12 protein-coding genes and 1 CRISPR repeat array (1 of these 13 running past the window's edge) are annotated in these 14563 nt (G+C 46.5%); of the genes, 7 read left to right on the plus strand and 5 right to left on the minus strand.

The window, feature by feature from the left end; all coding sequences use genetic code 11:
• Positions 1-1000: direct repeats of the CRISPR family, unit length 33 nt; unit sequence GTCACTCTCCGTGAGGAGAGTGTGGATTGAAAT (it extends 1032 nt beyond the left edge of the window).
• Positions 1001-1633: 633 nt separating this feature from the next.
• Positions 1634-2194: a TetR/AcrR family transcriptional regulator gene (locus ACFQZE_RS00510; RefSeq protein ID WP_379352529.1), complete on the minus strand. Its 561-nt coding sequence runs from the start codon at positions 2192-2194 to the stop codon at positions 1634-1636.
• A gap of 292 nt (positions 2195-2486) precedes the next feature.
• Here ACFQZE_RS00510 and ACFQZE_RS00515 point away from each other — a divergent pair, with 292 nt between their 5' ends.
• From ACFQZE_RS00515 to ACFQZE_RS00525, 3 genes are read left to right on the plus strand one after another with little or no spacing between them, the layout of a single operon-like run.
• Positions 2487-3443 carry an ABC transporter substrate-binding protein gene (locus ACFQZE_RS00515; protein WP_379355433.1) on the plus strand — a complete coding sequence of 319 codons (957 nt, stop codon included), beginning with the start codon at positions 2487-2489 and terminating at the stop codon, positions 3441-3443.
• A gap of 39 nt (positions 3444-3482) precedes the next feature.
• Positions 3483-4499 (plus strand): FecCD family ABC transporter permease, encoded by a 1017-nt coding sequence (locus tag ACFQZE_RS00520; protein ID WP_379352532.1) that lies wholly within the window; start codon positions 3483-3485, stop codon positions 4497-4499.
• Positions 4486-5493, plus strand: coding sequence for a FecCD family ABC transporter permease (locus ACFQZE_RS00525; protein ID WP_379352534.1), 1008 nt, complete (start codon positions 4486-4488; stop codon positions 5491-5493). The genes ACFQZE_RS00520 and ACFQZE_RS00525 overlap by 14 nt, the downstream gene beginning before the upstream one ends.
• Before the next feature lie 129 nt (positions 5494-5622).
• On the opposite strand, the gene ACFQZE_RS00530 is transcribed toward ACFQZE_RS00525, so the two are convergent.
• Genes ACFQZE_RS00530 through ACFQZE_RS00545 form a run of 4 tightly spaced genes read right to left on the minus strand, consistent with a single transcriptional unit; the run spans position 5623 to position 9124 of the window.
• A complete protein-coding gene (locus tag ACFQZE_RS00530) occupies positions 5623-6201 on the minus strand; it encodes an MptD family putative ECF transporter S component (protein ID WP_379352536.1) in 579 nt (192 codons plus the stop codon).
• 20 nt (positions 6202-6221) lie between these two features.
• The gene (locus ACFQZE_RS00535; RefSeq protein ID WP_379352538.1) at positions 6222-7682 is read right to left on the minus strand and encodes an ABC transporter ATP-binding protein; all 1461 of its coding nucleotides are present in this window, start codon (positions 7680-7682) and stop codon (positions 6222-6224) included.
• 15 nt (positions 7683-7697) lie between these two features.
• Positions 7698-8438 (minus strand): energy-coupling factor transporter transmembrane component T, encoded by a 741-nt coding sequence (locus ACFQZE_RS00540; protein WP_379352540.1) that lies wholly within the window; start codon positions 8436-8438, stop codon positions 7698-7700.
• Positions 8435-9124 carry a DJ-1/PfpI family protein gene (locus ACFQZE_RS00545; RefSeq protein WP_379352542.1) on the minus strand — a complete coding sequence of 230 codons (690 nt, stop codon included), beginning with the start codon at positions 9122-9124 and terminating at the stop codon, positions 8435-8437. The genes ACFQZE_RS00540 and ACFQZE_RS00545 overlap by 4 nt, the downstream gene beginning before the upstream one ends.
• Before the next feature lie 325 nt (positions 9125-9449).
• On the opposite strand from ACFQZE_RS00545, the gene ACFQZE_RS00550 reads away from it, so the two are divergent.
• From ACFQZE_RS00550 to ACFQZE_RS00565, 4 genes are all read left to right on the plus strand, one after another.
• Positions 9450-10241, plus strand: coding sequence for a lipase family protein (locus ACFQZE_RS00550; RefSeq protein ID WP_379352544.1), 792 nt, complete (start codon positions 9450-9452; stop codon positions 10239-10241).
• A 150-nt stretch (positions 10242-10391) separates the two neighbouring features.
• Entirely contained in the window at positions 10392-11069 is a 678-nt protein-coding gene (locus ACFQZE_RS00555) for a response regulator transcription factor (protein ID WP_379352547.1), read from the plus strand.
• Entirely contained in the window at positions 11066-12451 is a 1386-nt protein-coding gene (locus ACFQZE_RS00560; protein WP_379352549.1) for a sensor histidine kinase, read from the plus strand. The genes ACFQZE_RS00555 and ACFQZE_RS00560 overlap by 4 nt, the downstream gene beginning before the upstream one ends.
• Before the next feature lie 343 nt (positions 12452-12794).
• Entirely contained in the window at positions 12795-14543 is a 1749-nt protein-coding gene (locus ACFQZE_RS00565; protein WP_379352552.1) for a S41 family peptidase, read from the plus strand.
• Positions 14544-14563: the final 20 nt, after the last annotated feature.

Consider the following 14563-nt stretch of genomic DNA (forward strand, 5'->3'; position numbering starts at 1 on the left):
TGATAATGTCGCCAATTGTTGTAAAGGCAGTACTAGTCACTCTCCGTGAGGAGAGTGTGGATTGAAATATTTAAGGCCGCAGAAAGCGGCCTCCACGCTCTTGTCACTCTCCATGAGGAGAGTGTGGATTGAAATACACTGGCTAACGGCCTAATAGACGGAATGGGAGTCACTCTCCATGAGGAGATTGTGGATTGAAATAATTTATACGATGTCGATTATGCAACAACAGAACGTCACTCTCCATGAGGAGAGTGTGGATTGAAATTAATGACTTGAAATATACGAATGTTAAAAAGGATGTCACTCTCCATGAGGAGAGTGTGGATTGAAATATCCAACCATTGTTGCACCGGGATTTTTTGCCCCGTCACTCTCCGTGAGGAGAGTGTGGATTGAAATTTCCTCCTCACCTCCGCTATGGTCAAAATCGTCGTCACTCTCCGTGAGGAGAGTGTGGATTGAAATATGCCGATGTCCTCAGATCCGCTAAATGGTTCAGTCACTCTCCGTGAGGAGAGTGTGGATTGAAATTCAACAGCATCCAGGGTGCTTTGGGATATCAAGGTCACTCTCCGTGAGGAGAGTGTGGATTGAAATAATGCATTTCCAGAAATCATAGGCGCTCATATAGTCACTCTTCGTGAGGGATGTGTGGATTGAAATGCGTCGAAGGTCTCCTCATCGTACCGCATGCACGTCGCATCCCGTGAGGAGAGTGTGCATTGAAATCGACTGTAGCAATGAACAACTACTCCCGGACTGGGTCACTCTTCGTGACGAGAGTGTGCATTGAAATTCTGCTGTACTGGTCGATGAAGGACAACGACAAAGTCACTCTTCGTGAGGAAAGTGTGGATTGAAATATTGCAATGCGTGCAATAGGCAAATTGAACGCGCGTCACTCTCCGTGAGGAGAGTGTGGATTGAAATTTAATGACGTGCAGACATAGGGTGATAGCTTCTTGTCGCTCTCCGCGAGGAGAGTGTGAATTGAAGTATGATGTTTGCTCTGTCTTCATTTGACGGCAGGGTCGCTCTCCGATAGGAGAGTGTGGGTTGAAATCAATGTGGCCGTGAAGCCTGCGGTACCTTATATCGGTCTCTCTTGAGGGTATGAACTGAAATAGCTGACTGGTTTAAGTCATTCTTTTCATGGTCCGTATCTCTTTGGTTTGTTAATAGAACTTTTAAGCATCATAGATGGGAGCAAAAAGAGTGAATAAATAAAAATGGATTATAATGATTACGTTATCCATATTGTTTGGAATAGTTTACGTGTTCCTTATTGCTTACTTGGGAATTGGAAAATTTTTAATGTTCAAGTTACCTTCTCCGGTAATTGATTTTTTGGAAGTAGCTCCATACCCTATTATCCTTCTAATTCTGAGTTACTTCATAAATAACAAGAAAACATGGCTTAGCGTGGGTGGAGTTTTTTTGATCGGACTTGGAACGGCAATCTTGGCCAGTTTTTTGACTGCATTTGTATGGACAGTGATAGTGTTTTGCTGAAATGATCTCAGTCATATTGAAGCCGAACTAGTTAAGCTTAAATGTAAGCATGTATTAAGCAAATATAAAGCCCGCTAAACACAATCGTTTCCGAGTGTTTAGCGGGCTTTCTCTTTTACTATGACGAGCGTCCATTCAAAGGCCGCTCTACAGAAATCTCAGCACAATACCCCCGCACCGATTCGGTAAGCCGAAAAGCCAGCTTGCCCATTTCCTCTGGCGTCTGCTTAAAGCGCTGAAGAGTCCATTCAATCAATAAACTATGCATGAGAGAAGCAAGAGAACGAAAAGCATAAGTAAAATGCTCGCTTTTTAACGGCTCAGGCGTCATAAAAAAATCGGCATATTTATTTTGAATATAATATTCCAAGCTTCTATATATCATTTGCCTAATTTTTCGATCGGCCAGATGAATATTATATAGAAGCGGTTCGGTCATGTATTGCTGCCATTTTTGAAAAAAGGACACAAACACATCTTCGCCAATAGCCCCAGCGTTAAGCCCCTTATCAAGCGGCCCCTCACTTAACTCATCATCAAAAAAATGATACTGATGACACAAATACTCATACAAAATATCATCCTTATCCTGATAATGACGATAGATCGTCTGTCTAGCAAAACCGGACTTTTTGGCGATCTCTGTCATTTTTATATCTGAATAAGCTTTCGTTTCCATCAAATAAAGAAGAGAGAGGGTAATCCATTCTTTGGATTGCGATTGTCCTGCAATGAAATTTTCTATGAGGTTACACTTCCTTTAATCTGTCCATTTCCGGCTGCCATCTATTGTGATGAGGCGTAAAGTGTATTATTGTTACCATTGTATCATTTGCAGAACCGAATGCGCATCGGGTAAGTTATGTATCTATTTTTTTCATCAAATATTGATAATGATACTCATTATTGAAAATAGGAGTGAAATTGTGAAAAAGTTGAAGGCTTCACCAAAACTGTTTATTGCGGCGTTAATGGTTATGATTTTAACAATAGTATCTGCTTGTGGGAATAATGAAGCTAAGCCAAATAATGCTGGCAGCACTGCAAGCCAGTCGCCGGCGCCTACAGCTGCTCCAGAGACAAGAACGGTTACCCATGCGATGGGGGAGGCAACCATTAAAGGTACGCCTAAAAAAGTGGTCGTCCTCACAACGCAAGGGACGGAGACTTTGCTGGAACTGGGAATTAAGCCGGTTGGAGCGGTTCAATCCTGGATCGGCGATCCTTGGTATGATCATATTAAAGATCAAATGGACGACGTTGAAGTAGTTGGCGATGAGACACAGCCGAATCTGGAGTTAATTGCAAGCTTGCAGCCGGATTTAATTCTCGGTACGAAGGTTAGGCAAGAGGCGATCTATGAGCAGCTAAATGCAATCGCCCCAACGGTCATGACGGAAAATCTCGGCGACAGCATGATCGAAAATTTCACTTTGTACGCGCAAGCCTTGAATTTAGAGGCAGAGGGCGAGCAAGCTCTTGCTAAGTTCAATAAATTGGTTGATGAAACTTCAGCTCGATTGGGCGACAAAACGAAATTGCAAGTATCTCTTGCCCGTTTCCAAGCGGGTAAAGCTAGAGTGTACTACAAACAAAATTTTGCCGGCGTTGTGCTAGACCAATTGGGATTCGCGAGAACGGAAGCTCAAAATAAAGAAGAATTCGCTGAAGAAATGACGAAGGAGCAGATCAGTGTGCTTGATGGCGATGTGTTGTTCTATTTTGCATCGGATCGCAGTGGAGAAACGGCTGCTTCCGATACGGCAAAAGAATGGCTCGCTGATCCGATTGCTCAAAATATGAATGTGAATAAAAATGGACATAGCTACCAGGTCGATGAAGCGATTTGGAATTCTGCCGGGGGCATCCTTGCAGCTAAACTGCTCGTAGCCGATATTGAAAAATACTTTGAGAAAATCCAACCTTAATTGATGACTATCTCATAATAAAAGAAGGAGAGGAAAGCAATGGATTCTCTTTTGTCCAATGACAAAAGAAAAGCTCTAGCATTTGTTGCAACATGGCTGCTGCTTGTCGCGGCCGCCGCTGCAAGTGTCCTTTTTGGACATAGAAGCTTTGATTTTGCCACGGTAATGGGTGCGTATACTTCATTCACTGGCAGTGACGAGCAGCTCATTATACGAACATCGAGAGTGCCTCGCGCATTAACCGCTGCTGCTATAGGAGCAAGTTTAGCGATAAGCGGAGTTTTGCTGCAAGCGATGACAAGAAATCCGTTAGCCTCTCCTTCCATATTAGGAGTGAACGCAGGCGCCGCTTTGGCTATTGTTGCTATGTTGTATGGATACGGCGCTAAGTTTTCCTTCTCGGAGCTGATGTGGTTTGGTTTTATCGGGGCAGGTATAACGGCTTGTCTAATCTTCATCATCGCAATGATAGGCAAAGGGGGCATGACGCCATTAAAGCTGATTTTAACAGGATCAGCTCTGGCGTCTTTTACTGCTTCTATGAATTCTCTATTTATGCTCATTAGCAATGAAACATTGGAAGGCGCTTTGTATTGGCTGGCAGGTTCGGTGTCTAACAGCAATATGGAGTATACGCTGCAAATGCTGCCTTATTTTGTCCTGGCATGGGTAATCGCTCTGTTCATGAGCCGTTCTCTCAACATTGTGGCAATGGGAGACGATGTCGCAACAGGACTGGGACAACGTATGGTCTGGATAAGGGTGGCAACGATTGTGGTTGTGGTCGTATTGGCGGGGGGAAGCGTCGCTTTAGCCGGTCCCATCAGTTTTGTTGGCATTATGATTCCGCATATTTCACGTTGGATAATTGGAAATGACCATCGATGGGTGTTGCCTTTCAGCGCGGTGTTAGGTGCGGCGTTTTTAGTGTTGGCTGATCTGTTATCCCGCTTTTTGCTCCCGGCCAAAGAAGTGCCTGTTGGTGTAACAACTGCCATATTAGGCGTCTTTTTTGTGGTTGCGCTCGTAAGGAGGAAGACGATTGGCCAAGTCTAACAAACGATTCGTTTCTTTGAAAATAGGGCTGCTTGCTCTGCTCCTGTGTGCGGCAATTATACTGAGTGTAGGGCTCGGCAGTTTACATGTGCCTGTACTGGATGTTCTAAAAGCAATAATGGGAATGGGCGAGAAGACGCATCATTTTATTCTATTTGATCTGAGGCTGCCGCGTATTATGGCTGCTGTATTAGTAGGAGCGGCTATGGCTATTTCCGGTGCGATTTTGCAAGCGCTTGTCCGAAATCCGCTGGCATCGCCTGATTTAATGGGGACGACTTCCGGGGCTACAGCGGCGGTAGTGGCATGCATCACCATTTTGAATGGTCAAATAAGCGTCGGATGGCTGCCGCTCGTTGCTATGGCGGGAGGCTGTGCCGCTTCAGCCTTAACGTATATGCTAGCATGGAAAAATGGAAGCTCGCCGCTCCGAATGGCGATGATCGGAATTTCGATTTCAGCCGCATTTGCTGCGATAACGGTTTATTTTACACTAGCAGGGCCTATCTATTTAATCTCACAAGCTTTAGGCTGGATGTCGGGAACCGTGTATGGTGCTGCATGGAGTGATGTGGCGGTATTGGCGCCGTGGGTCATCGTATGCGGGCTTTTCGCATTAGTTCAATCGAGGACGCTGAACATATTAGAGGTTGGCGATCAGATTGCAACAGGCGTAGGTGTGAGAGTAGAAAGGAAGAGGTTTCTGTTCATAGCTTTAAGCGTGATGTTAGCTAGCGCTGCTGTAGGAATCGCAGGCGGAATCAGCTTTGTAGGACTGATGGCGCCCCATATCGCTCGTAAAATAGTCGGGACTCATAATAGCGCCGTCATCGTTGCTTCGGCTATCATAGGCGCATTGTTGTTGCTGCTCGCCGATCTGGTTGGCCGAACCGTTTTTGTTCCTATGGATATACCGGCAGGCATATTTACAGCCCTTTTGGGTGCTCCGTTTTTTATTTATTTAATGTACAGGCAAAGTAAAAGCGCATCGTAGTCTATATTAGGGCCGAGTCTCAAAATCTTTAAGCGCAAAAAAACACGCCGATCATCGACGTGTTTTTTGAGCATAAAAGGCAGTTCTACGTATTCAGCCTTAAGGCTGAACAATCGGCACCCTCTAAAGTCAAACCAACCCCGCTTTCCGAAAATGTTTATTCAGCAGTTTTATCCCAAACAAATACCCTGCAATGGCTGCGATAGCGGTTGACGCTATAATGATGAGGACAAGCCAGCCAGATAAGTCAGCAAATAGCTCCCCTAACCTTCCATATTCCCCTAAGCTGGTGAAGTACGATTTGGTCAGCCAATAGATAGGCCCCCAAAACCCGAATGTTAAGCAGACCATGTACAGCACGAAACCCGCGCCGACTCCTTTCAAAGAACGATACGCGCTTGGTTTCGCTGCCAGCTCCGCCAGCAATCCGCCGATCACCAACATTCCGTCAAACAGAAACATATAGATGTTAAAACCAAACAAAGGCAGCAGAACGAGGCTTTGCAAAATGGCCGACAATAGGAAAACGCCCGGTTTGCGAATTTTTACTGCCAGAAGCAAGTAGATAACGCCCGACGCCAGCGACAAAAATACGGTAAAAAACAACGAAACTAACGGTATAGATCCTACGGTGGACAGCAAAACGAACAGGAGCATAATAAATAAAGCGTTAAGTAATCCGAGCGATATATAATCCTTTGTCTTCATGAATAGCCCCCTCGCGTTCATTATGGTACGATTTTGCCTTGGTCGAGATGGAGTAGCCGGGTACATGTCAGGGCGAGAAACTCCGCATCATGCGAAATGACCAGCACTATTTTTCCCGAAGCCGCCAGTTGCCGGAGCACTTTCGACATCCCTCTCATATGAAAGCCGTCCAGCCCGCTTGTCGGTTCGTCGAACCATAGAATATCCGATTGCTTAACGAGAGAGACCGCAATGGAAACGCGTTGTTTTTGCCCGCCGGATAACGAAGCGGGATGGCGCTCTCTCTCATTTTTTAGGTGCATCGAATCCAAAGCCAGCTCAACGCGCTCATCCAAATCGGGCGCTTCCCCGTTGCCTAAACGAAGTTCATCCTCCACTGAGCTTGCGAATAACTGAAAATCGCAATCCTGCATAACGAAGTAGGATGCCCTTCTCCGATCCCTTTCCGATAGCGGCTTGCCGTTCAACAAAATTTGCCCATTGCTAGGTTTCAAAAGTCCGCACATTAGTTTAGCCAGCGTTGTTTTGCCCGCTCCGTTCGTTCCAACCACTCCAATAATGTCCCCCGCCCTGGCCTCGAAGGAAACCTCTTGAAGTACGGGGGAGGCGTTTTTATATCGAAAAGAAAGGTTTCTCGCTTCTAGCTTTGTTCCATCATCTCCAGTTTCTTGCGGAGCATTAAAACCTCCTGACGCTAGCTCCTCCAAAGCCGTCTTTTGTATCCCTCTAAGTTCCATCTGCATGTTTTGTGTTTTGCGAAGTCCCATCCGCATCAATTGCTCCTCTTGAAGCTCCAGCCATTGCGGTCGTAAATATTGTCGTTCAATCCGTCCATTCACCATATAAACGACCCGATCGACAAGGTCTTGCAAGTAATAAAGGCGATGCTCCGCAATAATAATCGTACAGCCCTCTTTCTTTAATTTCATCAAAATATGGCGGAGCTGTTCGGTGGATTCCGCATCAAGATTGGCCGAAGGTTCATCCATCACGTAGATGATCGGTTTTGTCATATAAGCGGAAGCAATCGCCAGTCGCTGCCGCTGTCCGCTAGATAGCTTGAACACAGAGCTGTGCGTAATATCTTCCAGACGCAAGTCTGTAACGGCTTCCTCTAGTCGCGAATAAATTTCGTGGCGGGGAACGCCGTAGTTTTCGCAGCCAAACGCAAGCTCGTCCATTACATTTGTCGTAAAAAATTGAGAGCGAGGGTCCTGAAATACCGATCCAGCAAGTTGACCGATTTGGTAGATTTCACTATTTTGGACGGTACGGCCGCCGACGATGATTTCTCCCTGAAGCTCGCCTTCGTGAAAATGGGGAATAATCCCGTTGATGCAGCGAGTCAACGTCGTTTTACCGCAGCCGCTTACACCAGTCAGCAAAACAAACTCTCCTTCCGTGACGTGCAAATCCACCTCCTTTAACTGAAAGTCGGCGTGAGCGCCATAACGATAAGAAACATGATGGAATTTGATCAACTTCAATCCCCCTTTCTAGATATAAAGGTAATGGAGATCAAGCTGGATTAAACCAATTACAAAAAGGATGGAGAAAGCCATCACTGCCATGTCTCTTGCAGTAAAATGAAGCTTCCGAAGCGAGGTATGCGGGCCGGGCGCTTCTATGCCCCGCGTCAGCGCCGACATGGATAGTTCATCGGATAGTTTTAAGCAACGAATAAGCAGCGGCACAAGAATATATTCGAATAGGTGCAGCGGCCTCGAGAGGAGGTTTCTCAAGGATAGCTCAATCCCGCGAAGCTTCATCGCGTCAGTTAAATAGTTAAATTCGCTTCTAATGGACGGCAGGCTGCGAAACGTGACCGTAAGCAAAAGGGTAATGGCTTTTGGCATTTTGAGAGAGGAGAGGGCGGTGATAAAATCGCGTACCGGTATCGTTCGAATCGTAATATAAGCCATCATATAAAGAGGAACGGATTTAAGCAGGAAACCGGCAAAAAGGGAAACGGCATCTAAGCCCGCTTGCTCGGTGAATAGCCAGCCCAGAAAGAAGCAGGAGTAGGCGATGAGGAAAACGATACATGGTTTAAATAGACGAAGCAGGCCCATAAACAGCAACATGAAGAAAAAGAGGATGACACTCGCGGATATTGTATTTAACGTAAATATTATGGCGCATACAAGCAAGGATTGGATCAGTTTTACGCGAGGGTCGAGAGAAGCCGATATAGCGGCAGCGGCTTGTGCATTGTATACGTTCAAAATGGGCTTCATGGGCGGCAAGTTCGCTGCAAAATCTCGCTTGCTTTTTCAATAAATCCAGCTGTCATGTCGGTGAGCATCTTTGTGATGTCCGGCCCGGCTTCCTCCGGCGTTCCTGATTGATAGGGCGGCTTAGGGGAATATTCGGCAAGCAGCTGAATCGTCTTGGCGTAGCTGTCGTCGCGAAGCTTCCCGGCTAGCGACAATGCAAAATCGAATCCTGCCGTCACCCCGGCACCAGTAACTCGATTACGGTCAAAAACGACTCGTTCGTTAACAGGCTCCGCCCCCGCCAGCTCCAGCAGCTCCCGTGCGATCCAATGCGAAGTGGCTTTGTAGCCTCGAAGCAATCCTGCCGCCCCAAGCACAAGCGAGCCTGTGCATACGCTCGTTACATAAGTTGCCCGCTGGCCTCGATCCGCGACAAATGCGAGTGTCTCGTCATCTTCAATCGCGGCTAGCGTTCCTTCCGTTCCGCCGGGTACAAACAGCACCGTAAGCTCGCGCGGACATTTTTTTAGCGTCATGGTCGGCAAGATGGAAAATCCGGTATCGCATAGTATAGGTTTGAGAGACTTGGAAACAAGATGAACCTTCATTCCCAGTATGGAGGCAAATACATATTGCGGGCCAACCAAATCCAAAGCGGTCATGCCTGGGTAAACCAGCATAGCGGCATTTTCATTTCGCTGTGCCATGGCTAGAAGCTCCTCCGACATACCATGGCTAGTGTGATCGTGATTACTCATAACGACATCCCTGCCTTCTATGGAATTTTGTTTGTTGCAATATTATTAAAACATAGATGCTTCAAAGAGCCATGACTCACAATAGTCATTTTTTCAAAAAAATGGAATGAAAGCTATCGCGTAGTCTCTTGATTATGGCAAACGAGGAGAAGAGGTAAAGTGAAAAAACGGCACTCAAAACGTTACATTTATTGACAGTTTTCGACTAGATGTGCTATTGATAGATTATTCCTAGTTTCATTGGGAAAATAGGGTGTAAAAAAGGGGAATGGTCTTGGGGAGCGAGCCGAATGTAAATGAGTATATTCAGTGGGGAAAATTTGTGGCAGTCGCATACGAAATGTACAAGCAGCAAACCTTAAATCCGGCAATACCGGCCGATTTTCCTACAGGTTGGAAGCGCATCGCCAATTTGACGATGGACCCTGCATCAGTGAAGTGGAACGACATCGAGTTTGCCGGTTTTATTGCAGAGTCATTGGATAATCCGCTCTTGCAAGCTGTAGTTATTCGAGGGACAGAGAGTCCTTTGGATTGGCTCGCCGATTTTGAGTTTTCGTTGGAGCGATTTCATGAATACCCGAACGCAGGGCAGACGGAGAAGGGTTTTACAGATTTGTACCGCAGCATGAAAGTTGTATACGATGATGGACGTCCAACCGAGTCGCTTATGTCGCAAGTCAGCGATCTGCCTGCAGGGACAAGCCTCCTTGTGACCGGACATAGTCTTGGAAGCTCGTTAGCTACGTTACATGCATTTGTTGCCGGAAGCCAAAAGGTTGCCGTCAAGCTTGTCACTTTCGCTTCGCCTCGCGTCGGAGATCGTACCTTCGTTGAAGCATTTACAAACTTAGGCATACCTAACGCGAGAATTTTCAACCTGCCCGACATTGTTCCTAAAGTTCCCCTCGATATAGTCGGTTATAGACATATAGAGCCCGGCATTGAAATCAACTCAACTTTATACCCGATTAAACATTCCATTCCTTGCTATCATGCTTTGAGCACTTATTTGTATGTTATGGGAGACGAGCAGGTGAATATTGATAAATGTAAAAGCAGTTAACCTATAGCGCGAACGTCCCCTTACTGCCTCCACATTGAGTGGGGGTGTTTTTTTGCTAATGATATTTTAAACGAACAGCTTGATTTTGATAGGATTTACATTTTAAGCTAAAATAGCAAATCCGATCGCAATCAAGGGGGAAAAGCGAATATGACTTCTATCCTTATCGTCGATGACGACGACAATATACGAAAGCTGCTTGGCTTGTATTTGCGGAATGAGGGCTTTATGGTGGAGGAGGCGGGCGACGGGATTGAGGCCGTTGCGGCATTGGAGCGCAGGAGTGCCGACTTGGTCATTCTCGACATTATGATGCCGAATATGGACGGATGGCAGCTATGCGAGCAGATTCGTCGGCATAATCCCGAGCTGCCGCTTCTAATGGTGACCGCCAAAGGGGAACAGGAGCAGAAAGTACGAGGTTTTCGTATGGGAACGGACGACTATGTCACGAAACCGTTTGATCCGACTGAGCTTGTTTTGCGAGTAAAAGCGCTATTGAAACGTTGCCGAATTGCCGCTTCTCAAACGATACAGCTAGGAGATATTGTTTTGCATGAGCGGCAGTTCAAAGTATTTCGTGGAGGGCATGAAGTGATGCTGCCGCTTAAGGAGTTTCAGCTGCTTTATAAGCTGGCCAGCTATCCCGGCCAAATCTTTACGAGGGAACAGCTCATACTCGCCATTTGGGGCAGCGACTATGAGGGCGACGACCGTACAGTTGACGTTCATATCAAAAGAATACGAGAACGGTTCGCGGCGGACTCGAAGCATTTCCGAATAGAAACGGTACGCAGTATTGGCTACAGATTGGAGACGGGCCGATGATGCGTTCCTTATATGTCCGGGTAGCGCTAACCTTTTTAGTTGCGATGTTTATCGCTCTATTTCTTTCAGGCCTTTTAAGTTTAATCCTGTTCGAAAATGAACTTGAAAGAGCGGATCACCGGGATATGATGGCGAACGCGGAAAGGGTGATAGACATCTATAAACAAACGCCTGCGCCTGATATTGATCGTTACTTGAGCAGCATGTCTATTTTAACGGAATATGCAATTCAGCTTTATTCGGAACCAGCGGGGATGAAACGTTTTGAGGCATATGCGGACTCGAAGTCGGGAGAGGTTGCGATTTCACCGGAAACGGTTCGTAGAGTGCTGGATGGCCACATTCATTACTCCCGTTCGAATGAGTCCGAATCGTATGTAGGAATACCGTTTCAGGCGGGAGACAAGACGCTGGCTTTGTTTTTGACCCCATCTGCCCGCAACGAGGCTTTAATGATTAGGTTAGGCATTACGTTTTTGATTCTTTTTTCTTTCATATGCGGCTTGTTTATTATTTTGGGGGCGATTTATATCGTAAGACCAATGAATAAACTGACGCAAGCGACAAAAAGAATTGCAAAAGGCGATTTCGATATTATACTGAATCACAAACGCAAGGATGAGTTAGGCACGTTAGCCCGCAGCTTTAGCGAGATGGCGGCTGGCTTGCAGCGGCTGGATCAAATGCGCAATCAATTTGTCACTAACGTATCGCATGAAATCCAAACTCCTTTAACGTCGATATCCGGTTTCGCTATGGCGCTTAAGGACAACACGCTTGTTCCGGATCATGAAAGAGCTTCCTATTTGGATATTATTATTGCGGAAAGCCGCAGATTGTCGCGACTTGGCGAGCATTTGCTGAAGCTGGCATCGCTCGATTCCCATCAACCAATCCTCAAATGCAGCCCGTTTCGACTCGACGAGCAGCTTAGGCAAGCTGCCGTTAGCTGTGAACCTTTATGGTCTGAAAAAGGAATCAGACTAAACCTCGACCTCCCGGCGCGTCCCGCCGAAATATCGGCCGATCCCGACCAGCTAAATCAGGTTTGGCTCAATTTGCTCGGCAACAGCATTAAATTTACGCCAAGCGGCGGCAGCATCTCTATTCGACTACGTCATATTCAATCTCGTAATGGATATACGATCACGTTTTCGGATAGCGGCATCGGTATGGCGCAGGATCAGCTTGTCCGTATTTTTGAGCCCTTTTACAAGGCGGACGCGTCTCGCAAAAGCGAAGGCAACGGACTTGGGCTTGCCATTGTGAAAAAAATAGTTGCTTTACACCAAGGCAGCATAGAGATTGAAAGCCATGTAGCGAGCGGCACGACGGCAACTGTTTTTTTGCCCGGATACACTCAGGTTAGCTCATCGGCTTAGATATTCAAATGACATGCAATAATTAAGGGGGCGTCCTAATGATCATTATCTTACTCATAATCATTATTTTTTTGCTGCTCCATATCAACTCAAAAATTCCTCCACGCAACCATCTTAAGGAAGCCATTGATAGAGACAAACATAATAAAAGGGAAAACAATTGATGATTTAGCTACAGCTACGATCATCTGCACTTTATGAGCTATAAATACTACTTTCAAAAGTCGCCATGAACGCATGGCGGCTTTTTCTCATTCACGTACTTCGAAACGCACGACTTTGTTCATGTTCCGTTCATATTTCCTTCGTATACTCCTTAAAAAAGAAACGGAGGAGAGAGAACATGAGCTTGATTGGAATTATGGATTCCTTAAAATGGTTGACTGTTTATGAACTTGCACTATGTCTGTTGCAATTGATTGTACTGGGGTTGTTCGCGATCCCATTCAAAAACCGCCGCAGGTGGATGGATTATGCCCCCAGTTTCGGCTTGCCAATCGTTGCAGCCAGCTTGTTGACTGGCAACGATACGTTGCCAGCGCTCGTTCTTTACGCCCATACGATTATTTTATTTGCCTTCTCTGTCAGGCGACTGCTTAGGCCAAAATGGCATCAGTCACACTTGCAAAATTCGAGCTCCAGCTCCAGTGCTGCGCGTCCCCGCGTTCTTGCCCGCTTCTTCCAAATAACAGCTTGTTTATGCGGCATTATCCCGATCGTTTTGGCATTGTCGTATGCCGGCTCTATGCGATACAACCCTGCGAGCGATTTCAGCGAGCTTAGTTATTCGAAAGCTTTTGCGAATATGAACAGCAGGCTGGAGAAGGAGTACCCTTTTGGCGATTGGAAAAGGATAGACTGGTTACAGCTTAAGGAGCACTACGAGCCGATTTTCCGGCTGGCGGACCAGAGAAAGGACGCTGCGCTCTATTACAAAACGTTAAAGTCCTATTTATCCGAACTTAGGGACGGGCATATCAAGATTATTAACGACAACCTCTATAACGGCAATCGATTTTTTTATGACGAGGTTGGAGGCGGGTTCGGCATTAGTACTATCGGGCTGGATAACGGCAAGGTACTCGTCAATCTCGTTTTGGAAAATAGCGCAGCAGCACAAAGCGGCATTAAGCCCGGGGCGGAGCTGCTTACTTGGGATGGGAAACCAGCCCAGCAAGCTTACGACGACGTAGCATGGAGCGAAAACAGCGCAGCAACAAACGAGTTAACCTATATAAACAAAGGGAGATTTTTAGCAAGGGCGCCTGTAGGCCGGGAAGTTCAGGCTGAATTTCGCAACTGGGGCGAAGAGGGGACGATAAAAGTGCAATGGAGAGCTGCCGACGATCAGTTCGAAACGTTGAAGCGCACGAAACCCGCGATGACGAGAGAGCAACTGGAGACGGAGCCTCCAATCGAAAGCAAAGTGCTGGACAACGGCTTCGGCTATATGAAGGTGAAGCATTTTCTGCCGGATACTAGGGGAGGCTCGCAAGAGCAAGAAATGCGGCAGGCGCTGCTAACGTTTCAAGAGCGGCGGGTTAAAGGGATCATTGTGGATTTGCGCAACAATCCGGGAGGCTCAGATCAACTTGGTGCAGAAATGGTCGGTTATTTCGTGAATAAGCCGCTTCATTACGAATACGTCAGTTACTATAACCGCTATACCGGCAAATTTGAGATCAATCGAAATGAGATTGTAACCGTGAAGCCCCAAAAGCCGCATTGGAATGGCGAAGTGGTGCTGCTCGTCAACAGCTATACAGCCAGCACCGGGGAAGGAATGCCTCTATTGATGAAAGGTATGCCGAATGTTCAAATTGTTGGCTTTACGCCGACAGCAGGATCATTTGCCGTTATGAGCAGCCCGATTGAAATCAAGCTGCCGGAAGGCTATGTAGTGCGGTTTCCGGACGGCCGGTCATTGGATGGACAGAAACAAATTCAAGGCGACGCAGATGGAACAGGAGCGGGAGGAGCGGCGCCTGATATGGTTATTCCAACAAATGAGGAGACGTTTCGGATGCAAGTTTTGGAAGCGCGGGATGTGGAATTGGATTGGGCAATAAAAGCGCTGGATGCTAGGTGGTAAGGATAGGCAGTAAAGGCCAG

The sequence above is a fragment of the Paenibacillus sp. GCM10027627 genome (assembly GCF_042675505.1).
In the GTDB taxonomy this organism is placed as follows: Bacteria; Bacillota; Bacilli; order Paenibacillales; family Paenibacillaceae; genus Pristimantibacillus.